Consider the following 22,989-nt stretch of genomic DNA (forward strand, 5'->3'; position numbering starts at 1 on the left):
GCCTCAGCCGCCCTGGTTCGCGGGATCGTCGCGCAGCACCTGAGCCGCCTTCCTGCACGCCGCCAGCGCCGCCCGCGCGTACGCGGGAGACGCGCCCGCGAGCCCGCACGCCGGGGTCAGCAGGACCTGCCCGGCCAGCCGGTCGGCGGCGAACCCGAGCCGCCGCCACAGCTCGACGGCCGGCTTGGCGACCACGCCCACGTCGGGCAGCCGGGTGTCCCTGCCGGGCACGACGCCCATGAACAGCGTCATCCCCGCCTCGAACAGCTCGCCCAGCTCGTCCTCATCGCGCCGCCGCATCAGCGAGGCGTCCACCGACACGCCGCGCACGCCGGCCCGCCGCAGCAGCGCGTACGGCACCCCGGGCGCGCAGCAGTGCACCACCGCGGCCTCGAACGAGCGCAGCGACTCCTCCACCCGCCACTCCTCGACCGCCGCGAGCCGTCCGAACCCGGACGCCGTCGGCACCGTGCCGGCCAGCACCCCAGGCATCCCCGGCTCGTCGAGCTGCAGCACGATGTCCGTCACCCCGGGCAGCCGCCTGCGCACCTCCGCGCAGTGCTCGGCCACCCCCTGGGCCAGTGAGGCCGTCAGGTCGCGTACGGCGCCCGCGTCGGAGAGCATCTTGTCGCCGTGCTTGAGCTCGATCGTCGCCGCCAGCGTCCACGGCCCGCAGACCTGCAGCTTCAGCGGCCCCGCGTAGTCGTGGCCGACCTCCTCCAGCCCGTCGAGGTCGCGCCGCAGATGATCGACGGCCCGCTGGTGGTCGCGCCCCGGCCGGTCGGTCAGCCGCCAGCCCGACGGCTGCACCTCGACGGGCAGGTCGATGAGCAGCGCCGCCGTCCGTCCGACCATGTCGGCGCCGACGCCCCTGGCGGGCAGCTCGGGGAGGTACGGCAGCCCCGGCACCTCGCCGAACACGACTCTGACAGCCTCGAGATGATCAGTGCCGGGGTGCGAGCCGACCCCTGAGGCTTCCCATGTGGACACGGGCTCAGTAGACATGGGCACAAGCGTAGGCTCTGCCGCATGAAGCTCACGAAACACGACCACGCCTGCGTACGCGTGGAGAAGAACGGCAAGGTGCTGGTCATCGACCCGGGCGCGTTCACGAAGGGCCCGGTGCTCGACGGCGCCGACGCGGTGCTCATCACCCACGAGCACGCCGACCACGTGGACGTCGACAAGCTCAAGGCCGCATCGCCCGGCCTGGAGATCTACACGTGCGAGGCCGTCGCGGCCGGGCTGACCGAGGTGCCGGGGAAGGTCCAGGTCGTCCGCGCGGGCGACGGCTTCGAGGCGGCCGGGTTCAGGGTGCGGGTGTTCGGCGAGTGGCACGCCTTCAACCACCCCGACATGGCGATCGTCCAGAACGTCGGTTTCCTGCTGGACGACGAGGTGTTCTACCCGGGTGACGCGCTGACCGACCCCGGCGTCGATGTGCCCACGCTGCTGGTGCCGACGGGTGCTCCGTGGCTCAAGCTCGGCGAGGTGGTGGAATATCTGCGCAAGCTCCGGCCGGCGCGGGCGTACTCGACGCACGACGCCCTCTACAGCGAGATCGGCCTCGGCCTCGTGGACAACTGGCTGCGCATGGAGGCCGACAAGCAGCGGGCCGACATCCGCCGCATCCCGGTCGGCGAGTCGGTGACGATCAGCCGGCCGACATGATCGTGGCCGACCCGATGACCGTCGGCCCTGAGTAGAGCACGGCGGCCTGGCCGGCGGCGACGCCCGTCGCGGGCCGGTCGAGCTCGATGGTCAGCCCGCCGCCGGTCTCGTCGAGCCGGCAGGGATAGACCTCGCCGTGCGCCCTGAGCTGCACGGTCAGGTCGTCGAAGCGGGACGGGCCGTTCCACACCGGGCGGCCGCAGACGATCGTGGTGACCTGCAGCGCCGAGCGCGGGCCCACCGTGACCGTGTTGGAGACCGGCTCGATGGACAGCACGTAGCGGGGCCGGCCGTCGGGCGCCGGGCGGTCGATGCGCAGGCCCTTGCGCTGGCCGACGGTGAACCCGTGCGCGCCCTGGTGGCTGCCCACCACCTCGCCGCTCTGGTCGACGATCGGGCCCTCGGCCGAGCCGAGGCGCTCGGCCAGGAAGCCGCGGGTGTCGCCGTCGGCGATGAAGCAGATGTCGTGGCTGTCGGGCTTGTCGGCCACGGTCAGGCCGCGCCGGGCGGCCTCTTCGCGCACCTCGGCCTTGGTGGAGTCGCCCAGCGGGAAGATCGCGTGGCCGAGCTGCTCGCGGGTGAGCACGCCCAGCACGTAGGACTGGTCCTTGCCCTCGTCGACGCTGCGCGACAGCACGCCGTCGACCAGCCTCGCGTGGTGGCCCGTGGCGACCGCGTCGAACCCCAGCGCCAGCGCGCGGTCGAGGACCGCCGAGAACTTGATCTTCTCGTTGCACCGCAGGCACGGGTTGGGCGTGCGGCCCGCGGCGTATTCGGCGACGAAGTCCTCCACCACGTCGCGCTGGAAACGCTCGGCCATGTCCCAGATGTAGAACGGGATGCCGATGACGTCGGCCGCGCGGCGCGCGTCACGGGAGTCCTCGATCGTGCAGCAGCCCCTGGCTCCCGTGCGATGGGATTGGGGGTTGGCCGACAACGCGAGATGCACACCCGTGACGTCGTGACCCTGCTCCGCGATGCGGGCAGCGGCCACCGCTGAATCGACGCCGCCCGACATGGCGGCAAGCACTCGCAGTCCCATGACGCTTCCAGCGTACTGTCCGGCCGGGAGTGCGCGACCATGGGCTCGGTCTGGAAGGATTCGGCCATGCGACTGTTCGGGCGCAAAGACGCAGACGAAGGGGCGGGCCGGCAGGGCGAGGCCATCGCCGGATTCTGGACGTGGTGGCAGGAGACCAGGCCGCGGCTCGACTCGCTGGTGGCATCCGGCGAGACCGGCGACCTCGAGGAGCTGCTGGCTCCCGCGGTCTCCGCGGTCGATCCAGGGCTGGTCTGGGAGGTGGCGCCCGGCAAGGAGGCCGCGCACGCCCTCGTGGTGACCGCGGCCGGCGACGCCGAGCTGCGCTCGCTGGCCCACCGCTGGGTCAAGGCGGCGCCGCCCGCCGACCTGCTGTGGGAGTTCCACCCGTCGCGCCAGGCCAATCCGCGCGCCGGCGAGCTGACCCTCGACGTGGGCGGGCTGACGTTCGGGCTCGACAGGCTGACGCTGGGGCTGCGGGTGCCGCGCAACCAGGCCAGGGTCGACGTCGCCGCCTACCACCCGATCTTCGGCGAGCTCGACGAGGACACCCGGCTGGAGAGCGCGCTGCTCGCCCTCGACTGGCTGCTCGGCGAGGACGACGTCGCCCGGTGGGTGGGCGAGATCACGGCGGTCACGTTCGAGCCGATCGACGCCGTCGCGGCCGTCCACCTGCCCGCCGTCGTCGCCGACGTGGCCTCCGGGGCCTCCGGGGCCGGCGACGACGAGTACGTGCTGATGGAAGGTCAGACCGGCGGCGCCGCGCTGGTGGCCACCGCCCGCTATCCCTTGCGTCCCGTCGATCATCCGCTCTGCGACCGGCACATCGCGATCACGCTCCCTTACGCGCACCGCGACGACGACGGCCTGCCCGCGGGCGACTCGGTGACCGCGCTGCGCGACTTCGAGGAGCGGCTGGCCGCGCGGCTGGCCAAGCGGCGCGACGAGGCGGTGATCGCGGTGCACCTCAGCGCCGACGGGCACCGCGTCGTCCACGTCTACGCCGACCCGGCCGGCGACGCCGTCACCCACGCCGAGGAGCTTGCCGCCGGCTGGGACGAGGGCGAGCCGCGGGTCGACGTCGCCCACGACCCGGCCTGGACGGCCATCGCCCCCTTCCTGACCTGAGCCTGGGGCGGCGGTCGGCTGAGGCCGGCACGGGGCCGGCACGGGGCCGGCACGGGGCCGGCACGGGGCCGGTTGAGGCGGGGTCAGCTGAGGCCGGCGCGGCGGGCGCGTTCGACGGCGGCGGGCAGCACCTCGATCAGGCGGTCCACGTCTTCGCGGGTGGAGGTGTGGCCGAGGGTGAAACGGAGCGAGCCGCGGGCGGTGGCCGCGTCGGCGCCCATGGCCAGCAGCACGTGGGACGGCTGCGCCACCCCGGCCGAGCAGGCCGACCCGGTGGAGCACTCGACCCCCTTGGCGTCGAGCAGCATGAGCAGCGCGTCGCCCTCGCAGCCGGGGAAGGAGAAGTGGGCGTTGCCGGGCAGCCGGTCGTCGGGGTCGCCGTTGAGCACCACGCCGGGCACGGCGTCGCGGACGCGCAGGATGAGCTCGTCGCGCAGCGCCGACAGGCGGCGGGCGAGGGTCTCCTGCTCGCGTACGGCGACGGAGACGGCGGCGGCGAGCCCGGCGATGGCCGGCGCGTCGAGCGTGCCTGAGCGCACGTCGCGCTCCTGGCCGCCGCCGTGCTGCACGGACACCGGAGTGACCCCTCTGGCCAGCAGCAGCGCCCCGACCCCGATGGGCCCGCCGACCTTGTGGCCGCTGATGGTGACCGCGTCGGCGCCCGAGCCGGAGAACGACACCGGCAGCTGCCCGACGGCCTGCACGGCGTCGCTGTGGAACGGGATGCCGTGGTCGTGGGCGATGGCGGCCAGCACGTGGACCGGCTGCACGGTGCCGACCTCGTTGTTGGCCCACATGATGCTGACCATGGCGACGTCGTCGGGGTCGCGCTCGATGGCCGCGCGCAGCGTGTCGGGGTGGACCCGGCCGAGCTCGTCGACCTCGAGCAGCTCCAGCTCGGCGCCCTGGCTGCCGGCCAGCCAGTGGGCGGGGTCGAGCGCGGCGTGGTGCTCGACGGAGCTGATGAGCACCCGGCGGCGCGGGCGGCGCGCCCAGTAGAGGCCCTTGATGGCGAGGTTGTCGGCCTCGGTGCCGCCGGAGGTGAAGACGACCTCGCTGGGCCGGGCGCCGAGCGCGTCGGCCATCGTCTCCCGGGCCTCTTCGACCACCCTGCGCGCCTGGCGACCCGCCGCGTGCAGCGAGGAAGCATTTCCGACGCGTTTGAGTTGATCCGTCATGGCCTCGATCGCCTCGGGCAGCATGGGGGTGGTGGCTGCATGATCAAGATAGGCCGACGGTCTGGTCACCCGTTCAGGGTATCTCGTTTGCAACTGTACCGTCCGGACGGTACAGTTGAGGCATGCGAAGGGACGAGCTGTTGGACGCGGCGGAGGAGCTCCTCTGCGACCAGGGCTCGACCGCGCTCACCCTGGCCGCGGTGGCCGAACGGGCGGGCGTGAGCAAAGGCGGCCTGCTCTATCACTATGGCTCCAAGGATGACCTGATCAGGGGCATGGTGGAGCGGCTGATCGACGACTTCGACGAGCTCGTGGCCGCCCAGCCGGGCGCGACCTACACCGAGCGCTATCTGGGCGCGACGCTGGCCGCCGTACGTTCCGGCCGCCTGCGACGGTGGGCCGTCGTCACGGGGGCGTCGGGCAACCTGTTCCTGCTCGCGCCGCTGCGCGAGGCGATGGCCCGATGGCACCGCGAGGGGCTGAGCGACGAGCCCGATCCGCTGGCCGCGCAGATCGTCCGGCTGGCGTGTGAAGGGCTGTGGGACGTGGCGAGCCACGACCCCGAGCTCAACAGCGAAGAGGACCTCCAGGCCCTCGAACGCCGCCTGTCCGCGCTGCTCGCCCCCGGCTGAGCCGACGCCCCTCCCGGGCACGGCCCCGGACGCCTTCCCCCTCCCCCCACGGGCGCCTTTACGGCGCCCCTTTGACGTGCGCCGCACCGGCTCCCGGTGCGGCGCTCGGCGTGCCGGAACGATCCGGCGCGCTCTGACACATGACCAAGCACACGTACGACTTCAGTGAGGTGTGGCCTTATGACCCGCGAGCTGAGGAGTGCCCGTTACGGGGCGGTCCTCACCTTTGTCCTTGCCGGCCTGATGGTGGGCACGATGACCGTGCGCATCCCCGCCCTGACCGACAAGCTCGGCCTCTCCGAGGCCATGGTCGGGACGATCCTGCTGGCATGGGGCCTGGGCGCCCTGGTGACGATGCAGTCCATGCGCCGCGTCATGGCGCGCGTGGGCAGCAGGGCGGTGTTGCGGGCAGGTGGTCCCCTGACGGCGCTGAGCCTGTTCGGCGTGGGCCTCGCCCCCGACCTGCCGCTGCTGCTGACGGCCGTGGTGCTGTTCGGCATGGCCTTCGGCGTCATGGACGTCGCCATGAACGCCCAGGGCTCGGCCGTCGAGCAGGCGTACCGGCGGCCGCTGATGAACGGCATGCACGCCGGCTGGTGCGTGGGCGCCATCTCGGCGGGCGCGCTGGGTGCCCTGGCCATCGCCGCCGGGCTGCCGTTCACCGCGCACGTCACGCTGATCGGCCTGCTCTCGCTGCCGGTCATGGTGCTGCTCGGCCGCACGTACCTGCCTGAGCCGCCGGCCGTCGAGGCCAGGACGCAGGGGCGGCGCCGCCTGCCGCCGGTCGTCTACCTGCTGGGCGCGATCATGTTCTTCGCGTTCATGGTCGAGGGCACGGTGGCCGACTGGAACGGCCTCTACCTGCGTGACGAGCTGGGCGCGCCCGAGGCCGTGGCGGCGCTCGGCTACCCGGTGTTCGAGGTGGGCATGCTCATCGCCCGGCTGACCGGTGACCGGCTGCGGGTCAGGTTCGGGGTGCGCGGCATGCTGACCGTGTCGGGGGTGGCGACGGCCGGGTTCTTCGCGGTCGTGCTGCTGGCTCCCGCAGCGGTGGTGGCCGTGGCGGCGATGTTCTTCGTCGGGCTCGGCGTGGCGACGATCTCGCCGCTGACGCTGTCGCTCGCGGGCACCGCGACCGACACGCCGGGGCCGGCGATCGCGCAGGCCGGCGCCATGGGGTACGCCGGGCTGCTGCTCGGCCCCGTGGTGATCGGGTTTCTGTCGGACGCCGCGGGCCTGCGTACGGCGCTGGGCATCGGCGTCCTCCTGGGCCTGCTCATCGCGCTGTCGTCGCGGCTGCTCCCGGGCCGCGAGCCGGCCACGGTGACCCACCTGCCCGAGCCCGAGCCCGAGCCGGTCAGGGCCGCCGCCTGAGAGTTCTCTGTGGGTTCCGCGCGGGCGGCCACCACGTCACCACGTGGGGCCGTCCGCGCTCACAGAGAACTCACAGGACAGCTCAGAACGCCCCCAGACGGCCGCCGCAGGCTGGGTCGCATGATCCAGCTCAATGGACTGACCAAACGCTACGGCGAGCACGCCGCCGTAGATGATCTCACCTTCACCGTACGGCCGGGCCTCGTCACCGGATTCCTCGGCCCCAACGGCGCCGGCAAGAGCACGACCATGCGCATGATCCTGGGCCTCGACCTGCCCACGTCCGGTTCGGCCACGGTCATGGGCCGGCCGTACCGCGAGCTGGGGCACCCACTGCGCGCGATCGGCTCGCTGCTGGACGCCTCCGCCGTGCACCCGAGCAGGTCCGCGTACAAGCACCTGCTCTTCCTTGCCCAGACGAACGGCATCCCGGACACCCGCGTGCACGAGGTGCTCGACCTGGTCGGGCTGGCGGACGCGGCGGACCGGCGGGCGAGCCGGTTCTCGATGGGCATGGGCCAGCGGCTGGGCATCGCCGCCGCGCTGCTGGGCGACCCGCCGGTGCTGCTGCTCGACGAGCCGATCAACGGGCTGGACCCCGAGGGCGTGCGGTGGGCGCGCACGCTGATGCGGGGGTGGGCGGCCGAGGGGCGTACGGTGCTGGTCTCCAGCCACCTGATGAGCGAGATGGCGTTGACCGCCGACCGGCTGGTGGTGATCGGCAAGGGGCGGCTGCTCGCCGAGGGCGACATCGCCGACTTCACCGGCTCGGACCAGTTGGTGGTGGTCCGCACACCGGACGCCGGCTCCTTCGCCCGGCGGCTGGAGCTGTCGGGCGCCCGCGTCGATCCTGGCCTTTCCGGCGAGCTGCTGGTCACCGGCATGACCGCGCCCGACGTCGGCCGGCTGGCCGCCGCCGAGAACGTCACCCTGCACGAGCTGAGCATCCGCGGCCCCTCGCTGGAGGAGACGTTCATGGAGCTGACCCGCGGCGCCGTCGAGTACGGAGCGGCCCGATGATCGCGACCCCGGTGCTCAAGGCGGAGTGGACCAAGTTCAGCAGCGTCCGGGCCACCATGGTGCTGTCGCCGGCGGCGGTGGCCATGTCGGCGTTCCTCGGCTGGATGTTCGGCAACGCCGCCGCCATCGACTACGCCACCTCCACCCCGCAGGAGCGGCTCGACTTCTCCCCCGTCGAGAGCGGCATGCGTGGGGTGTTCCTGGTCCAGCTGCTCATCGCCGGCATCGGGGTGCTGGTCGTCTCCTCCGAGTACGGCTCCGGCACCATGGCGGCGAGCATGGCCGCGGTCGGCAGGCGCAGCCGGCTGCTGGCCGCCAAGGCGGGCATGACGGTGCTGACCGCCCTGCCGGTGAGCGTGGCGTCGGTCGTGCTGATGTTCACGGTCAGCCAGAGCACGCTGGCGTCGAGCGGCGCGCCGGCCGCGATGCCGGGCGAGCCGATCGCGCTGCGCATCCTGTTCATCGGGCCGGTCGTGCTGACGTTGATCGCGCTGTTCGGGCTGGCGCTCGGCTTCCTGCTGCGCGGCACCGCCGCCGCGGTCAACGTCGCCATCGCCTTCCTGCTGCTGCCCGCGCTGTCGGACGTGATGCCCGCCGCCGTGGGGGGCTTCGTCGAATCGTTCTGGCCCAACGCCGCGCCCTTCAAGGCGATCTACGGGTCGTCGGTGCTGCCGGAACCGGCGGCGTACGGGATCGTCGTGGTCTTCGTCGCGGTCATGGTGGCCGTGGCCTTCGCCCGGTTCAGGAACCGGGACGCCTGATTACCCTGGACTCCGGGAGGTGGCTCACTTGGCCGAGCGGCTGCTGGTGGTCGACGACGAGCCCACCGTCAGAGAGCTGCTGTCGGCGACGCTGCGCTTCGCGGGCTTCGAGGTGGGCTCGGCGGCCGACGGCGTCCAGGCGCTGGAGGAGGCCCGGCACGAGCCGCCCGACCTGGTGCTGCTCGACGTCATGCTGCCCGACCTCGACGGGTTCGAGGTGCTGCGCCGGCTGCGCGCCCTGCCCAGGGCCGACGGCCGGCCGGTGCCGGTGCTCTTCCTGACCGCCCGCGACGCCAAGACCGACAAGATCAACGGGTTGCGGCTGGGCGGCGACGACTACGTCACCAAGCCGTTCGACCTGGAGGAGCTGCTGGCGCGGATCCGGGCCATCCTGCGGCGCACCGGCGCCGGCGACCACACGCTGGTGGTCGGCGACCTGGAGGTCGATCCCGACGGCCACCAGGTCACCAGGGCCGGGCGGCCGGTACGCCTGTCGCCCACCGAGTTCAGGCTCCTGCACCACCTGGTGCTCAACGCGGGCCGGGTGCTGCCCAAGGCGAGCATCCTCGACCACGTCTGGCGTTACGACTTCGCGGGTGACACCAGCATCGTCGACACCTACGTCAGCTACCTGCGCCGCAAGCTCGACTCCGGGGACTCGCCCAAGCTGATCCACACCGTGCACGGCGTCGGCTACGTCCTGCGCCGCCCGAAGCCGTGATCGCCCGGCTGCGCGGGCTCTCGCTGCGCGCGCGACTGCTGGCCATCACGGTCCTGCTGCTCGTCGCAGGGCTGGCGATGATCGGTTCGGTGCTCGTACGCCAGCTCGAAACGCAGCTCACGGCCCGCGTGGACGCCCAGCTCGCCCCCATGGGCGCGGCGATGTCGGCGGTGCCACCCGAGCTGGCCACCGCGCTCAGCGCCCGGGCGGGCGACACCCCGATGGTCCTCACCGATCTCGACCTCGTCAGCCGGATCCACGCGGCCTACCTGGCGCCCGACGGGCGGGTGCTGCGCGCGTTCGGCGAGAGCGGCATCGACCTGCCCCGGCTCGACACGGCGGACATCGCGCAGCGGGGCGGGCGGCCGTTCACCGTGCGGGACGCGGACGGCTCCGAGTGGCGGGCGGTGGCGCTGCCGGCCCGGCGTACCAGTGCCGAGGTCGGGCACACGGGCGTGGTGGCGGCGGTGTCGCTGGACGGGCTGCACTCCACGGTCGATCGCATGTGGGTCGTGTGTTTCGTCGCCGGAGGGATCCTGCTCGCCGTGCTCGCCCTGGTCGGCGGGCTGGCCATCCGGGCGGGGCTGGCTCCGCTGCGGCGGGTGGAGGAGACGGCGGCGGCCATCGCCGGGGGCGACCTGTCCAGGCGGGTGCCCTCGCCGGGGCCCGCCACCACCGAGGTCGGGCGGCTGGCCCGCTCGATCAACGCGATGCTCGCCCAGATCGAGCAGGGCGTCACCGCCAGGGTCGGCTCCGAGGCGCGGATGCGGCGGTTCGTCGCGGACGTCAGCCATGAGCTGCGTACGCCGCTCTTCGGCATCAAGGGCTTCTCCGAGCTGTACCGCATGGGCGGCACCGAGGCCGGGCCCGCGCTGGCCCGCATCGAGAGCGAGTCCGGGCGGCTCGCCAAGCTCGTGGACGACCTGCTGCTGCTCGCCGGGCTCGACGAGGACGACGGGCCTGGGCTGGAGCTGACCCCCATGGATCTGCGTACGCTGGCCGCCGACGCCCGCCACGACCTCACCGCCCTCGACCCCACCCGCCCCATCACCTTCACCGGCCCGTCCAGTGGCCCGTCCAGTGGCCCGGCCGGCACCGCACCGGTCCTGGGCGACGAGGCCCGCCTGCGTCAGGTCGTCAGCAACCTCGTCGGCAACGCCATCACCCACACCCCCACCGGCACCCCGGTCAGAATCGGCGTCGGCACCGAGGGCGGCGAGTCGGTGCTGATCATCGAGGACGAAGGACCCGGCCTCACGCCGGAGGAGGCCGCCCGAGCCTTCGACCGCTTCTACCGCGCCGACGCCTCACGCGCCCGCGCGACGGGCGGCGCCGGCCTGGGCCTGGCGATCGTCCGCTCGATCATCACAGCCCACGGCGGCCATGTGGACCTGCGCACGGCCCCCGGCCAAGGCGCGACCTTCCGCATCCGCCTCCCCGCCCACGAAGACCGCCCACCCTGACCGCCCACCACCACCCAGGGAGCCGTCACATGACCCCGGACTCCCACGCGACCGCGCAGGGGCCGGGACGCGCAGGTGCGCGGGAGAGGGTCGGACGCCGGGGCGTGGGGGCGCGAAGCCCCTTTCCTGGGCAAGCGGAAGGGGCCGGAAGTCGTCCCGGCCCCTTCGGTGGTTCGCTTACTTGCGCTTGTTGATCTCTTCGGTGAGCTGGGGGACGACCTGGTGGAGGTCGCCCACTACGCCGTAGTCGGCGAGCTCGAAGATCGGCGCCTCCGGGTCCTTGTTGATGGCGATGATCGTCTTCGCCGTCTGCATGCCGGCCCGGTGCTGGATGGCACCGGAGATGCCGGCCGCGATGTAGAGCTGCGGCGAGACGGTCTTGCCGGTCTGGCCCACCTGGAACTGGTGCGGGTACCAGCCGGCGTCCGTGGCGGCGCGCGAGGCGCCCACCGCGGCGCCCAGGGAGTCGGCGAGCTCCTCGATGACCGAGAAGTTCTCGGCCGAGCCCACGCCGCGACCGCCGGAGACGACGATGGCGGCCTCGGTCAGCTCGGGGCGGGCGCCCTTCTCCTGCTTGACGCGCTCCACCACGCGGGCGGCCTTGGCGGCGTCGGACAGGGCGACCGTGACCTCCTCCTCCGTGCCCGCGCCGGCGGCCGGCACCGGAGCGGTGGAGTTGGGGCGTACGGCGATGATGGGCGTGCCCTTGCGAACCCGCGCGTGCACGTTGATGCCGCCGCCGAAGATGGACTGGTCGGCGACGAAGCCATCGCCGACTCCGACGGCGTCGGTGATGACGCCGGAGTCGGTCTTGATGGCCAGCCGCCCGGCGATCTCCTTGCCCTCGGCGGTGGCGGCGATGAGCACGCCGGCCGCCGACTTCTCGCTGACGAGCTGGGCGAGCAGCTCGGCCTTGGGCGCGACGACGTGGTCGACCAGGTCGCCTGAGGCGGCGACGTAGATCTTGTCGGCGCCGTATTCGGCGAGGCGGGCCTTGGCCTCGGGCGTGATGCCGGGGCCGGCCCAGACGGCGGCGGGCGTGCCGAGGGCGCGGGCCAGGGTCAGCAGCTCAAGCGTGACCTTCTTGACCTCACCGTCGACCTGCTCGACGAGAACGAGAATGTCCGACATATCAGTGAATCCCCCGTTCTCAGATGAACTTCTTGGAAGCCAGGAAGTCGGCCGCGCTCGCGCCGCCGTCGCCCTCGTCCTTGACGATCGTGCCGGCCGCCCGCGGCGGGGCCGGGGCGAAGTCGACCACCTCGGACCAGGCGGCGCCCAGGCCGACCTGGTCGGCGTCGATGGAGGCGTCGCCGATGGCGAGCGTCTCGACCGGCTTCTTCTTGGCCGCCATGATGCCCTTGAACGACGGGTAGCGCGGCTCGTTGATCTTCTCGACCACGGAGACGACGGCGGGCAGCGTGGCCTCGACGCGGTCGTAGCCGTAGTCGGCCAGCCGCTGCACGGTGATCGTGCCGCCGTCGACCTCGACCTTGTTGGCGAGCGTGAGCTGCGGGGTGCCGAGCCGCTCCGCCAGCATGGCCGGCAGCATGCCGGTGCGAGCGTCGGTGGACTCGGAGCCCAGGATGACCAGGTCGAACCCGATCTTCTTGAGCACCTGCGCCATCGCGTACGAGGTGGACAGCGCGTCGGAGCCGTGGAGCGCGTCGTCGCTCAGATGGACGGCCTTGTCGGCGCCCATGGCCAGAGCCTTGCGGATGGTCTCGGTGGCCTTGCCGGGGCCCATGGTCAGGACGGTGACCTCACCGCCGTGGGCCTCCTTGAGCTTCAGTGCCTCCTCGACCGCGTACTCGTCAAGCTCGTTGACCACGCCGTCGGCGGCGTCCCGGTCGAGCGTGTTGTCATCGGACCGCAGCTTGCGCTCGGTCGCCGTGTCGGGGACCTGCTTCACGCAGACGACGATGTTCATGGCCGGTGGCCGACCTCCCGTAGTTCGCCTGCGCCCCCGCCTCGTTGCGGTGGGCGCCGAATCCATCTGTCCAGACTGCCAGGTGCCCCGGGGGCATCCGACAGAGGGTCTGCCGAGGTTTCGCCGTTATGTTACCCATGGGTAGCTTCCGCGCAAACCGAGCACGGCGGCTTGCCCCTACCATACCGAACTTTATTCGGTCAGCACCTGTGACATCTCTTACGCCGACAACAGGAACACGACCCCCACCACCAGCGCCGTACCCGCGAACAGCGCCAGCGTGAACGCGCTGAACCACGTCGCCAGCCCGAAGCAGAGCCCCACCGTCCCCGCCACGCTGAGCAGGTCCGCGATCATCCGGCTGCGCCGGTAGGGGCCCTTCGAGAACAGCGCCACCCCCGCGTCGCTCACCACGGCCAGCGCGTACGCCGCCAGCAGGAACAACGACACCTCGGGCAGCGGCTCACGCGCGGCCGCCGCCAGCAGCGCCACGAACAGCGCCGACCCGATCAGCCACCGCCTGCGCACCTTCTCCCGGTGCCGCGCCCTGGACTCCTCCACAGAGCGCCGGTGCTGCTCCTTGGCCGGCGGCCGGATCTCCCTGGTGCTCATCTCGTCGTGCTCGGCGGCCCGGGGACGTACGGGCCCGAGGCGCGGAGGCGGCACGTGGGCGACGGGCGCCACGCCGAGCCGGTCGCAGATCTGGGCGGCCGTGGGCCGCCGCGCCGGGTCGGTGGACAGGCACTCGCGTAACAGCGGCTCCAGCCAGCCCGGCGCGCCCTCCAGGTCGGGCGGGTGGTGCACGACCCGGTAGGCCACGGCGGAGGCGGGACCCTGCCCGTACGGCTGCCGCCCGGTGGCCGCGTACGCCAGCGTCGCCCCGAACGAGAACACGTCGGCCTCCACCCCGGCGAGCCGCCCCTCCAGCACCTCGGGCGCCAGGTAGCCGGGCGTGCCGACGACCGCCCCCGAGGCGGTGACGGACAGCGAGTCGAGCGCGCTGGCGATGCCGAAGTCGATCACGACGGGCTCGCCCTCGGTCATCATGACGTTGGCCGGCTTGAGATCGCGGTGGACGACCCCCGACTCGTGCATGGCGAGCAGCGCGTCGGCCAGCCCGGCGGCCAGCCGCCGCAGGTCGGCGACCGGCACGGGCACGGCGCTCAGCGGGCGGCCCTGGACGTAGCGGGTGACGAGGTAGGGGCGGTCACCGTCGAGCGAGGCGTCGAGCACCTCGGCGATGTGCGGACCACCGACGATGCGCATGGTCTCGACCTCGCGGGCCAGCCTGGCGAGTGCCCCGCCGTCGGCGGCGACATGGGGATGGAGCACCTTGACCGCGACCGTACGCCCATCGGCGTCGAGCGCCAGGTGCACCTCGCCGAAGCCGCCGGACCCGAGACGGGAGAGAAGCTCGTACGGGCCGAGGTGCTCGCTCATACTTCATCTCTCCCCCCGTGGGACCAGGCGGACACTCAGGACCAGGGATTCAGGAAGCTCAGCCCCAGACCGTCCATCAGGCTGCCGATCAGGCCGGTGATCAGGCCGATCGTGCTCTGCCTGGCCTCGTTGGCGAGGCCGTCGATCACCGATTCAGGAGCCCGCCACGGATACCAGTCGGTGGCCTGCCCCATCGCGAACATGACGGCGAACAGCGCCGCGGTGCCCACCAGCAGCACCGCGATCAGCGCCGCGCCTGGACTGCGCAGCACGCCGGTGAGCGTGCGGGTGACGGCCTTGCGCGGGGCGCCGCCGCCGGGCAGCACGAACAGGCCGGCGGTGAAGGCGCCCGCCGCGTACGCGGCCGCCTCGTTGAGCGTGAACGGCCCGGCGAGGTGCAGCACGCCCCAGACGCACACGCCGAACAGCAGGGCCAGCGGCACGTGCACGACCGTGACGAGCGCGGACTTGATCAGCGCCCACGGCGTGCCGACCAGGACGAGCAGCGGGTCGGCGGCGCTGCTGCCGCGCACCTGCCGCCGTTTGACCATGTCGCCGAACAGGTATTCGCCGATGCGCAGGACGAGCGCGAGCGCGACGGCGATCGCGCCCGCCATGACCGGCATCATCACGCTCAGCGCCACCAGCGTGACCAGCAGCAGCAGGCCCACGACCTGGCTGCCGAACAGGTAGCGCTTGCGCTCGGCGGGCGGGGTGTACTGCGGCGGTGGCGGCTCGTAGGGCCTGGCCTGTGGCTTTGGCTGTGGTTGGGGCGCAGGGTAACCGGCCACGCGCTGGTCGGGGCGCGGCGCGGGCGGCCTGGCGGCCATCGGCGCGGGCACGTAGGGGGGCGGGCGCTCCTCGCGCCTGGTGGGCGTCGGCGAGGGCGCGGGCGGCGGCGGGGCGGCCTTGCCGTACTCGACCGGCGGCAGCAGGTCGGAGAAGGTGTCCATGGTGCGGGTGCGGTCGGCCAGCCGCTTGGTGCCGGTCGGCCCGTCGAAGGACGCCTCGTTGAACGTCGTCACCGACGGGTCGAGCGCCCTTGCCATGCGCAGCAGCTCGGGCGCGCTCGGCCGGGCCTCGGCGTCGACGTGGAGCGCCCTGCTGAGCCAGCCGCGCAGCCAGGCGGGCGCCTTGTCGAGCTGGGCCCGCCCTTCCATGATGTTGAAGCAGACCGACTCGAACGTCCCCGTGCCGAACGGCGGCGCCCCGGTGGCGGCGAAGAACACCGTGGAGGCCAGCGCGTGCACGTCGGCGGCCTGGGTGATCTCGGAGTCGCGGATGATCTCGGGCGCGAGATAGCCGGGCGTGCCGACGAACATGCCGGTCTGGGTCAGCCGGGTGGCGTTGACCAGGTGGGCGATGCCGAAGTCGATGACCAGCGGCTCGCCGTCGACCAGCATGACGTTGGACGGCTTGAAGTCGCGGTGGATCACGTCGGCCGCGTGGATGGCCACCAGCGCCTGACAGAGCCCCTGGGCGAGCCTGATGACCTGGCGGGCCTCCAGCGGCCCCTCGGTCAGCACGGTGTCCTCGAGCGTGCGGCCCGGCGCGAACCTGGTCACGACGTACGGCTGGCCGCCCACGAGCTCGGCGTCGATGACCTCCGCTACGTAGGGGCTGCGCACCCTGCGCATGGTCTCGACCTCGCGGGTGAGCCGGTCGCGCGCCTTGAGGTCGGCGGCGACGTGGGGATGCAGGACCTTGATGGCGACTTCCCTGCCCGCGCCGTCGAGGCCGAGGTGGACGACCCCCATGCCACCTTCGCCGATCTTCCTGACCAGGCGGTAGGGCCCGAGGCGTTCTGGTGCTTGGGTGTTCATCGCCACCTTCCCCGCGTCATCCCCCGGAATTCCCCCTCAAGCCTTCCAGCTGCTCCACCACTGCGTCGACGTTCAGCGGAGTCCATACACCGGCCCCCTTTGGCTTGTCCCCGAACGTGCCGTAAGCGAGGATCAGCGAGAGCGCGGCCGCGGCCACCAGGACTCCCGCCATCACCATCGCCACTGTTCTCGAGGGTACGAGCGATGAGAGCGTTCTGCGCATCTGTTTGCCCGGGCCTTCCACTCCTGGGCCGGCGCAGACCGTCCACAGGGCGATGGATGCCCCCCAGGCCAGAGCGTAATAAGGGCTCATGTTCACGACGACCGTGAGCAGCAGCGTCACCGGCAGACCGAGGATGAGCGCGTAGAGCGTGAGCGCCAGCGTGATGCCCACCGATCTGGCGAGCACGGCGGGGTAGGCGAAGACCCTGACCACGTCGAGCGCCGCCGCTCCCGCCGCCCTGCGGGCCGTCAGCTGCGGCTGCGCCAGGTCGGCGGCGCGCAGCAGGATGACCGCCGGCAGCGCCAGGACGGCCACGATGACGGGCGCCCGCACGGCCGCCACGAGCATCAGGACCAGCAGCATGGCGGCCGAGACGCCGTACGCGCGGGAGCGCTGCAGCACCCGGCCGGGCGGCACGCTCGGGATGTACGGCTCGCGCATGGTGCTCGGGTCGGGCTGCTGCTGCGGGTAGGGCTGCGGCTGCGCCGGGATGTACGGCGGCGGCTGCAGCGGCATCGGGTTGGGCCGCGCGTGGTCGGGCCGGCCTGCGTGGGGGTGACCGGCGTTGGAATGGCCGGCGTTGGGATGGCTCACATGGGGGTGGCCCGCGTTGGGGTGACCCGCGTTGGGGTGGCCCGCGTGCGGCAGGCCCGGGTGCGGCCGGCTGGCGTTGGGCTGGCTCGCGTTGGGCACCGGCGGCTGGGTGAGGCGCCGGAACTCGGGCGAGTCGGGACGTACGCGCCGGGTGGGCACGTCGCCCTCGCCGGCCGGCGGCGGCACGGGAAGCCCCTGCTGGGGCAGGCTCTGGCTCTGCGGCGGGTTGCCGAGACCGGCCTCGCGCTGGATGCGCCGCAGCTCCTCGGGCGAGACCCGGCGGGTCGGCCAGGGGTCGGGCTGGTCGGGCAGCAGCGAGACGTATTGCTGCTCGGGCTGCGCGGGCGGCGGCACCGGCGGGCCCGCCTGGTGGTCCTGGCCCTCCAGCAGCCGCCGCGGGGTCACCGGCGGGGTGGAGACGTCGTATGACGGCTTGTCGCTCACCCTCGGCGGGACCGCGCGCGAGCCGTCGGTGCGGGGCACCGTGGAGATCTCGTCGGGAGCGTCGCCCGGCGGCGGCTTGGGCAGCATGCGGGCGGTCTGCTCGGCCAGCTCGGCGGCCTTGGGCCGCTTGGCGGGGTTGCGCGAGAACGCGGCCTTGAGCAGCGGCTGCAGCTCGGCCGGAGCGGCGCTGATGTCGGCCTTGCCCGCGGTGATGTTGTAGAAGATCATCTCCAGCGTGCCCTTGCCGAAGGGCGGCTGGCCGGTGCCGGCGTAGAGCAGGGTGCCGGCCCACGCGTGGACGTCGACCTCGGGCCCGGCCTCCTGGCCCTCGATGATCTCGGGCGCGAGGTAGCCGGGCGTGCCGATGAACATGCCGGTCTGGGTCAGCCGGGTGGCGTCGACCGCCTGGGCGATGCCGAAGTCGATCAGCACGGGCTCGCCGTCGAGGATCAGCACGTTGCCCGGCTTGAGGTCGCGGTGGATCACGCCGACCGAGTGGACGGCGGCCAGCGCGGTGGCCACCCCGTGCGCGACCTTGACCAGCGCGGGCAGGTCGAGCGGGCCGTCGTCCTTGACGATCTCGTCGAGCGGCCGGCCCGGCACGTAGCGGGTGACGATGTAGGGACGATGACCGGTGACGTCGGCGTCGAGCACCTCGGCGATGTATTTGCTGCGCACCCTGCGCATGGTCTCGACCTCGCGCGAGAGCCGCCGCCTGGCGACCTCGTCGCCGGCGACCTCCGCGCGCAGGACCTTGACCGCCACCTGCCGGCCCTGGGGGTCGACAGCGAGGTGGACAACGCCCATCCCGCCTTCACCGAGCCGCCTGAGCAGCCGGTAAGGGCCTAGTCGGTCATCGTTCATGGCATGAAGCACCATACCGGCTTAATCCCCGCCCACGAGATGAACCATGAGGCCACATTCCCACTCGTACAACGTCCAAGAAGCCCTCTCCGGTTTCCCCAACGACGGTCTCGAAATGGCCTCGATTCCGCCGTCAGCCGGCCAGGGAGAGCACTTCCGCCTTCTTCAGCCCGGCCAGGGTGGCGCCCGAGACCGCGAGCTTCGACCCGCGCACGCCGCTGCCGATCACCACGCGCGGATGCTCGGCGACCCTGGTGTCTACCAGGACGGGCCACTCCTCGGGCAGGCCGAGGGGGGTGATGCCGCCGTATTCCATGCCGGTGCGCTCGACCGCGTCGGCCATCGGCGCGAAGCTCGCCTTGCGGGCGTCGAGATGCCTGCGCACGACGCCGTTGACGTCGACCCGCATCGTCGCGAGCACCATGCAGGCGGCGTAGCGCGTCTCGCCGCCCCGCTTGGCCGCCACCACGACGCAGTTGGCGGACTCGTCGAGTGACACTCCGTAGCGCTCGCAGAACGCCGCCGTGTCGGCCAGCTCGGGGTCGATCTCGGCCACCTCGACGCCCTCCAGGTCAGCGACGGCACGCGCCACCGGGCCGGCCAGGAGGTCGGGCCGTCCGGTCGCGGGCACCCACTGCAACGTCATCTCCAACTCCTCGTCTCGCTTCTCCTGACGAGCCTATTGCGGCCGCCGGAGCAGCGTGCGACGTCACGGAGACCGCAACACGCGCTGGTGCAGCCCGGTGACGACGGCGCGGGCCGACTCCATGGCCCCCGCCTGCCAGGCGATGAGGTGGGTGAGCCAGTCGCCCGCGAAGTAGACCCTTCCTGCCGGGCGTTGCAGAAGAGTGAACGACGGATCAAAGGAGGGCCAGCGCACCCAGCCGCCCAGGATGTGCTCCTGCCGGTGCCAGGCGATGGAGGCGCTGCCCAGGACGTTCTGGCGGTATTTCTCGCCGTGGATCTTCTTGCCCTGGGTGAGCGCCCTGCGCCTGCGGTCCTCCGGGGTGAGCGCGCCGTACAGCTCGGCCTCGGGGCCGGTGTTGTAGTAGCCGACGAGCAGGCCGCGCTCGGCGTGGTAGCCGTGCGAGGGGTACCAGATGTGGGTGATGTCGAGGTCGGTCTCGGTGACGCCGCCGTAGATGCGGTCCTCGCGCTCCCACCAGCGGGTGCCGTACTCCAGGCCGATCTTGCCGGCGGCGACCGGGACGGGGGTGGCCAGGGCGCTGGTCACCTGGGCGCCGAGGTTGTGCGGGATCTTGGCGAGGACGTGCGGCGGGAGCGCGGCGATGCAGTAGTCGGCCTTGAGCACGCCGCCGGTGTAGGCGACCTCGACGCCGTCGTCCATCGTGGTGATCTTGGTGACCTTGGCGCCGGTCTTGATCCGCCCCGCGCCGACGGCCTCCTGCAGCCTGGCGACGATCGCGTCCATGCCGCCGACCGGCTGGAACATGGGGGTGGCCTGCTCGTAGCCGAAGTCGTTGGTGATCGCGCGGCCGGTGCCGGCGGCCAGCACCTGGCGGAGGGTGCCGGGGGCGTCGAGCGGGGTGCCGCCGTCGACGGCGGGGAAGTCGGCGAAGCCGCGCCTGGGCGAGCCCTCGTACTCGTGCTTGGGTCCGAGGTCGCCGAATCGCCTGAGGAACTCCAGCAGGCGTTCTCTGTCGTCCCTGGTGAGGGTCCTGTTCAGGGCGCCGGAGTCGGTGACTTTGGCGAGAAGTTCGGCGACATATCCGTACATGTCGGCGCGGGCGGTGCGGGCTCTGACCGTCCTGTTGTTGACGTGCACGTACGCCGCCGCGTTGGAGTTGACGAACGTCTCGATCGGGATGCCCAGCTCGCGGCAGTAGTCGAGGGTGACCATCCACGGCGCGATGCGGCCTGGCCCGGCGTTGAAGTAGACGCCCTCGCCGAACGTGACCTCCTGAGCCGGGCCGTTCAGCTCGGTCAGGCGGTCGCCGCCGCGCAGCGTGAGGTTCCTGCCGCCGGCCTTGGGCCGCGCTTCGAGCAGCGTGCAGTCGTAGCCGGCCTTGCCCAGCTCGTACGCCGCCGTCAGCCCCGCGACCCCGGCCCCCAGGATGACCACGCTGGCCGACGCCTTGCCGCGCAGCGTGAAGTCGCCCGCGCGCGGCGGCGTGAACTCCTTGTCCTGCCCGGTGGGGGCGAGGCCGAGCGCGCCCATGGCCGCGTACATGGCGCCCGCGCCGCCCGCCGCGCCGATCCCGACGAGCAGGCCGCGCCGGGTGAGCGCGGCCCCCTTGCCGTCAGCCATAGGGCCCGCTGCCGCACGCGACCTGGCCGCCGATCGTGGCGAAGATCCCGAACAGGGCCATGATCTGCGCGAAGTCGTCGGTGGTGAACTCGGTGTGGCGGGTGCCCACCTGCTTGACGCCCGGCACCAGCGACACGGCGGCGGCGATGGCGGTCGAGTTCCACTCCACGCCCAGCGTGTACGGCGCCGGCACCACGTACGGCGTGAAGTCGCTCAACCGGCCCAGCGCCCGCGCGGTGGCCTCACGGATCCTGCCCTGGGCCACGCTCGGCGGCAGCAGCTCGGCCGAGAACTTGTCGATGCCCTTCTTGACCGCCACGGTCTCGACGTCGCCGAGCAGCTCGCGGGCCTCATCGCCGACCGCCTCGTCCCCGGTCACGAGGACGACCGGCACCCCGTGGAACCCGGCGCACGCCGCCACCAGCCGGGTCTCGCCGCACAGGTCGCCGTTGAGGTAGACGTTCTGGATCTCCTTGCCCATCCAGGTGTGGTTGAGCACGCCGTCGGGCACCCCGGCGCGGGCGTGGTAGCCGACGAAGCAGGCCGCCTGGAACGTCCCGTCGAGGCCCTGCGCCATCCGCTGCGCCTTGCCGGGCCCCCTGATGAGGCTGGCCCGCGGGTCGAGCAGGTCGATCCTGAGGTTCTTGGTGGAGCCGTGGGCGTCGTTGACCAGCACGCTGTCCGCGCCGGCCGCGAACGCGCCCTCGACCGCCGCGTTCGCGTCGGCCGTCATCAGCTCGCAGCCGCGCTCGTAGCCGCGCTTGCCGGCGTGCATCTCCTCCGGGTCGGTCAGCCCGGTCACGCCCTCCATGTCCACCGACAGGTAAACCTTCACGCCCCTGCTCCACTCCCCCAGGTCTCCACCTGGCGCACTTCCGACTCCGTCATCAACCCGACGTTCGCCTCGACGAACGCGGCCGCCTCCGCGCGCCACGGCTCAGGGATCTCCTCCAGGGCCGGCGGGTAGCAGTGGTCGAGCCAGCTCGTCGCCTCCTCGCTGACGTCGAAGTAGTCGAGCGCGGGCGCCAGGACGGTCTTCTCGATGCCGGGGACGCGGGAGAGCCCGTACTGGATCATCTCCTGGCCGCCGTACGGCGGTTTCTTGAGGTATTTCCTGACCGACGGGTGCTCGGCCCTCATCGGCGAGTCCAGCGGGCGGCGCTCGACGGCGGCCTGGATGAGCTCCTTGTAGAAGCACTTGCCGCACTTGCGGCAGGGGCCGTCCACGCCCTGCAGGCACCAGCGGACCTGCTCGCGCAGCGGCGAGCCGAGCGCGAGACGCATGGTGACCGCCTCGCTGACGCCGCCGACGGGCAGCACGATGTGCAGGCCCGCCGCCGCGAATAAGCGCCCCCAGCGGCCGTGCGGCGCCCACATGGGGTTGTCGGGGGTGAAGCGCCCGAGGTAGCGGTCGCCGCCGAGCCAGCGCGAGCCCAGCTCGTAGCCGAAGCCGAGGCCGCCCAGGTCGAGCTGGTCGGCCAGCAGCAGCGCGCCGGCGGCGACCGCGTGGTGCTCGGGGTAGCCGGGGCGGGGCTCGGCCAGGGTGTACTCGAGGTCGGAGCCGACCGTGGTCAGCTCGCGGCCGGTCTTGGCGGCCAGCTTGGCCAGCACGTCGGAGCGGTAGTGGGGCCAGCGGTTCGGTACGCGCGGATGCGCCACCCGCTGGAAGTGGACGAACGGGGCGTCCGGGTACATCGCGGCCGCCGCGACCGAGTCGGCGCCGCCGCTGTAGGAGATGGCCAGCCGTGCCCCCGGCCGCCGCCGCTCCGCGCCCACCGGGCCCGCCTCGACGCCGAAGCCGTCGTGCAGCACCGCGGCCAGCTCGGCGGAGATCGCCCGGTCGAAGGTGACGCGCCGGCGCGTCCACGGGGCCACGACCGTCCAGGCGGCGACGGCGTACAGGTCGGGGTGCGCGTCCTCGGGGACTCCGGTGATCGAGCAGGAGTTGATGGCCAGCTTGATCGGGTAGTCGTCGGAGGCCCTGCCGGTGATCTCGTCCTCGGGGTCGAGACGGAAGCTCAGCTGCGCGGCGCCCGTCCAGGTCACGCGCACGGCTGCTCCTCGGTGCGGCCCCGCTCGTCACGCAGCTGGTCGATGGCCTGCCAGACGAGGACCTCGTTCTGCAGCACGCCGTCCAGCGCCTTGGCGGTCTCCTGGGCGAGCCGGTGGGTCTCGTCCACCTTCTTCTTGTCGATCACGGGCGGGCGGGCCTTGCGCAGCCGCTCGACCTCCTCCTGGAGGGTCCGCATCTCCCGCCGCAGCGTCTGCACCTCCCAGAGTGCGTCCCTGATGTCCTGACGGTGATCGGCGATCGAGATGTAGCGGGAGTCGAACCACGTGCGCACGGCCTTTCTGAGCCGTGCGGGGACCGGGACGCGCTTCATGGAAGGCCACCATAGTGGTAAACGAATCCCG

21 protein-coding genes are annotated in these 22,989 nt (G+C 72.5%); 8 read left to right on the forward strand and 13 right to left on the reverse strand.

Annotation, left to right across the window (positions count from 1 at the left end):
• Positions 1-3 precede the first annotated feature (3 nt).
• Positions 4-1,005 carry a methionine synthase gene (locus tag ABZW11_RS09600; RefSeq protein WP_355414504.1) on the reverse strand — a complete coding sequence of 334 codons (1,002 nt, stop codon included), beginning with the start codon at positions 1,003-1,005 and terminating at the stop codon, positions 4-6.
• Between the two features lie 24 nt (positions 1,006-1,029).
• On the opposite strand from ABZW11_RS09600, the gene ABZW11_RS09605 reads away from it, so the two are divergent.
• The gene (locus ABZW11_RS09605; RefSeq protein ID WP_355414506.1) at positions 1,030-1,671 is read left to right on the forward strand and encodes an MBL fold metallo-hydrolase; all 642 of its coding nucleotides are present in this window, start codon (positions 1,030-1,032) and stop codon (positions 1,669-1,671) included.
• On the opposite strand, the gene mnmA is transcribed toward ABZW11_RS09605, so the two are convergent.
• Positions 1,655-2,713 (reverse strand): tRNA 2-thiouridine(34) synthase MnmA, encoded by a 1,059-nt coding sequence (gene mnmA / locus ABZW11_RS09610; RefSeq protein ID WP_355414508.1) that lies wholly within the window; start codon positions 2,711-2,713, stop codon positions 1,655-1,657. The two genes, ABZW11_RS09605 and mnmA, sit on opposite strands and share 17 nt — an antisense overlap.
• 66 nt (positions 2,714-2,779) lie before the next feature.
• On the opposite strand from mnmA, the gene ABZW11_RS09615 reads away from it, so the two are divergent.
• Positions 2,780-3,838 (forward strand): DUF695 domain-containing protein, encoded by a 1,059-nt coding sequence (locus ABZW11_RS09615; protein WP_355414510.1) that lies wholly within the window; start codon positions 2,780-2,782, stop codon positions 3,836-3,838.
• An 83-nt stretch (positions 3,839-3,921) separates the two neighbouring features.
• Here ABZW11_RS09615 and ABZW11_RS09620 read toward each other — a convergent pair whose 3' ends face one another.
• Complete coding sequence (locus ABZW11_RS09620) at positions 3,922-5,085, reverse strand: cysteine desulfurase family protein (protein WP_355414512.1); 1,164 nt, start codon at positions 5,083-5,085, stop codon at positions 3,922-3,924.
• Between the two features lie 53 nt (positions 5,086-5,138).
• On the opposite strand from ABZW11_RS09620, the gene ABZW11_RS09625 reads away from it, so the two are divergent.
• From ABZW11_RS09625 to ABZW11_RS09650, 6 genes are all read left to right on the forward strand, one after another.
• Positions 5,139-5,648, forward strand: a complete 510-nt coding sequence (locus ABZW11_RS09625; RefSeq protein ID WP_355414514.1) for a TetR/AcrR family transcriptional regulator — start codon at positions 5,139-5,141, stop codon at positions 5,646-5,648.
• A gap of 180 nt (positions 5,649-5,828) precedes the next feature.
• Positions 5,829-7,022 carry an MFS transporter gene (locus ABZW11_RS09630; RefSeq protein ID WP_355414516.1) on the forward strand — a complete coding sequence of 398 codons (1,194 nt, stop codon included), beginning with the start codon at positions 5,829-5,831 and terminating at the stop codon, positions 7,020-7,022.
• A 120-nt stretch (positions 7,023-7,142) separates the two neighbouring features.
• Positions 7,143-8,042, forward strand: coding sequence for an ATP-binding cassette domain-containing protein (locus ABZW11_RS09635; RefSeq protein WP_355414518.1), 900 nt, complete (start codon positions 7,143-7,145; stop codon positions 8,040-8,042).
• A complete protein-coding gene (locus tag ABZW11_RS09640) occupies positions 8,039-8,803 on the forward strand; it encodes a hypothetical protein (protein WP_355414520.1) in 765 nt (254 codons plus the stop codon). Before ABZW11_RS09635 ends, ABZW11_RS09640 begins: the two co-directional genes overlap by 4 nt.
• A gap of 19 nt (positions 8,804-8,822) precedes the next feature.
• Entirely contained in the window at positions 8,823-9,524 is a 702-nt protein-coding gene (locus ABZW11_RS09645) for a response regulator transcription factor (RefSeq protein ID WP_355414522.1), read from the forward strand.
• Complete coding sequence (locus ABZW11_RS09650; RefSeq protein ID WP_355414524.1) at positions 9,521-10,987, forward strand: HAMP domain-containing sensor histidine kinase; 1,467 nt, start codon at positions 9,521-9,523, stop codon at positions 10,985-10,987. Before ABZW11_RS09645 ends, ABZW11_RS09650 begins: the two co-directional genes overlap by 4 nt.
• 177 nt (positions 10,988-11,164) lie before the next feature.
• Here the strand turns inward: ABZW11_RS09650 and ABZW11_RS09655 are convergent, their stop codons facing one another.
• The 10 genes from ABZW11_RS09655 to ABZW11_RS09700 all read right to left on the reverse strand — a co-directional run bounded on the left by ABZW11_RS09655 (position 11,165) and on the right by ABZW11_RS09700 (position 22,958).
• A complete protein-coding gene (locus tag ABZW11_RS09655; protein WP_355414526.1) occupies positions 11,165-12,118 on the reverse strand; it encodes an electron transfer flavoprotein subunit alpha/FixB family protein in 954 nt (317 codons plus the stop codon).
• A gap of 19 nt (positions 12,119-12,137) precedes the next feature.
• A complete protein-coding gene (locus tag ABZW11_RS09660) occupies positions 12,138-12,917 on the reverse strand; it encodes an electron transfer flavoprotein subunit beta/FixA family protein (RefSeq protein ID WP_355414528.1) in 780 nt (259 codons plus the stop codon).
• A 219-nt stretch (positions 12,918-13,136) separates the two neighbouring features.
• A complete protein-coding gene (locus tag ABZW11_RS09665; RefSeq protein ID WP_355414530.1) occupies positions 13,137-14,357 on the reverse strand; it encodes a serine/threonine-protein kinase in 1,221 nt (406 codons plus the stop codon).
• A 35-nt stretch (positions 14,358-14,392) separates the two neighbouring features.
• Entirely contained in the window at positions 14,393-16,180 is a 1,788-nt protein-coding gene (locus ABZW11_RS09670) for a serine/threonine-protein kinase (RefSeq protein WP_355414532.1), read from the reverse strand.
• Positions 16,181-16,196: 16 nt separating this feature from the next.
• A complete protein-coding gene (locus ABZW11_RS09675) occupies positions 16,197-18,305 on the reverse strand; it encodes a protein kinase (RefSeq protein WP_355414534.1) in 2,109 nt (702 codons plus the stop codon).
• Between the two features lie 133 nt (positions 18,306-18,438).
• Positions 18,439-18,951, reverse strand: a complete 513-nt coding sequence (locus tag ABZW11_RS09680; protein WP_355414536.1) for a YbaK/EbsC family protein — start codon at positions 18,949-18,951, stop codon at positions 18,439-18,441.
• Positions 18,952-19,014: 63 nt separating this feature from the next.
• Positions 19,015-20,574, reverse strand: a complete 1,560-nt coding sequence (locus ABZW11_RS09685; RefSeq protein ID WP_355414538.1) for a flavin monoamine oxidase family protein — start codon at positions 20,572-20,574, stop codon at positions 19,015-19,017.
• Positions 20,567-21,409: a M55 family metallopeptidase gene (locus tag ABZW11_RS09690; RefSeq protein ID WP_355414540.1), complete on the reverse strand. Its 843-nt coding sequence runs from the start codon at positions 21,407-21,409 to the stop codon at positions 20,567-20,569. The genes ABZW11_RS09685 and ABZW11_RS09690 overlap by 8 nt, the downstream gene beginning before the upstream one ends.
• The gene (locus tag ABZW11_RS09695) at positions 21,406-22,626 is read right to left on the reverse strand and encodes a DUF6395 domain-containing protein (RefSeq protein WP_355414542.1); all 1,221 of its coding nucleotides are present in this window, start codon (positions 22,624-22,626) and stop codon (positions 21,406-21,408) included. Before ABZW11_RS09695 ends, ABZW11_RS09690 begins: the two co-directional genes overlap by 4 nt.
• On the reverse strand, positions 22,617-22,958 hold the full coding sequence (locus ABZW11_RS09700; RefSeq protein ID WP_355414544.1) for a hypothetical protein: 342 nt from the start codon (positions 22,956-22,958) through the stop codon (positions 22,617-22,619). The genes ABZW11_RS09695 and ABZW11_RS09700 overlap by 10 nt, the downstream gene beginning before the upstream one ends.
• Positions 22,959-22,989: the final 31 nt, after the last annotated feature.

The organism is Nonomuraea sp. NPDC004580 (assembly GCF_040609855.1).
Lineage (GTDB): Bacteria > Actinomycetota > Actinomycetes > Streptosporangiales > Streptosporangiaceae > Nonomuraea > Nonomuraea salmonea.

What these genes read in the sequence shown, in the direction of transcription:
- ABZW11_RS09625 (WP_355414514.1), top strand. Translation starts at nt 5,139, where the DNA reads ATGCGAAGGGACGAGCTGTTGGACGCGGCGGAGGAGCTCCTCTGCGAC.
- ABZW11_RS09600 (WP_355414504.1), bottom strand. Translation starts at nt 1,005, where the DNA reads ATGTCTACTGAGCCCGTGTCCACATGGGAAGCCTCAGGGGTCGGCTCG.
- ABZW11_RS09675 (WP_355414534.1), bottom strand. Translation starts at nt 18,305, where the DNA reads ATGAACGATGACCGACTAGGCCCTTACCGGCTGCTCAGGCGGCTCGGT.
- ABZW11_RS09685 (WP_355414538.1), bottom strand. Translation starts at nt 20,574, where the DNA reads ATGGCTGACGGCAAGGGGGCCGCGCTCACCCGGCGCGGCCTGCTCGTC.
- ABZW11_RS09605 (WP_355414506.1), top strand. Translation starts at nt 1,030, where the DNA reads ATGAAGCTCACGAAACACGACCACGCCTGCGTACGCGTGGAGAAGAAC.
- mnmA (WP_355414508.1), bottom strand. Translation starts at nt 2,713, where the DNA reads ATGGGACTGCGAGTGCTTGCCGCCATGTCGGGCGGCGTCGATTCAGCG.
- ABZW11_RS09635 (WP_355414518.1), top strand. Translation starts at nt 7,143, where the DNA reads ATGATCCAGCTCAATGGACTGACCAAACGCTACGGCGAGCACGCCGCC.
- ABZW11_RS09680 (WP_355414536.1), bottom strand. Translation starts at nt 18,951, where the DNA reads ATGACGTTGCAGTGGGTGCCCGCGACCGGACGGCCCGACCTCCTGGCC.
- ABZW11_RS09660 (WP_355414528.1), bottom strand. Translation starts at nt 12,917, where the DNA reads ATGAACATCGTCGTCTGCGTGAAGCAGGTCCCCGACACGGCGACCGAG.
- ABZW11_RS09670 (WP_355414532.1), bottom strand. Translation starts at nt 16,180, where the DNA reads ATGAACACCCAAGCACCAGAACGCCTCGGGCCCTACCGCCTGGTCAGG.
- ABZW11_RS09640 (WP_355414520.1), top strand. Translation starts at nt 8,039, where the DNA reads ATGATCGCGACCCCGGTGCTCAAGGCGGAGTGGACCAAGTTCAGCAGC.
- ABZW11_RS09700 (WP_355414544.1), bottom strand. Translation starts at nt 22,958, where the DNA reads ATGAAGCGCGTCCCGGTCCCCGCACGGCTCAGAAAGGCCGTGCGCACG.
- ABZW11_RS09615 (WP_355414510.1), top strand. Translation starts at nt 2,780, where the DNA reads ATGCGACTGTTCGGGCGCAAAGACGCAGACGAAGGGGCGGGCCGGCAG.
- ABZW11_RS09665 (WP_355414530.1), bottom strand. Translation starts at nt 14,357, where the DNA reads ATGAGCGAGCACCTCGGCCCGTACGAGCTTCTCTCCCGTCTCGGGTCC.
- ABZW11_RS09655 (WP_355414526.1), bottom strand. Translation starts at nt 12,118, where the DNA reads ATGTCGGACATTCTCGTTCTCGTCGAGCAGGTCGACGGTGAGGTCAAG.
- ABZW11_RS09630 (WP_355414516.1), top strand. Translation starts at nt 5,829, where the DNA reads ATGACCCGCGAGCTGAGGAGTGCCCGTTACGGGGCGGTCCTCACCTTT.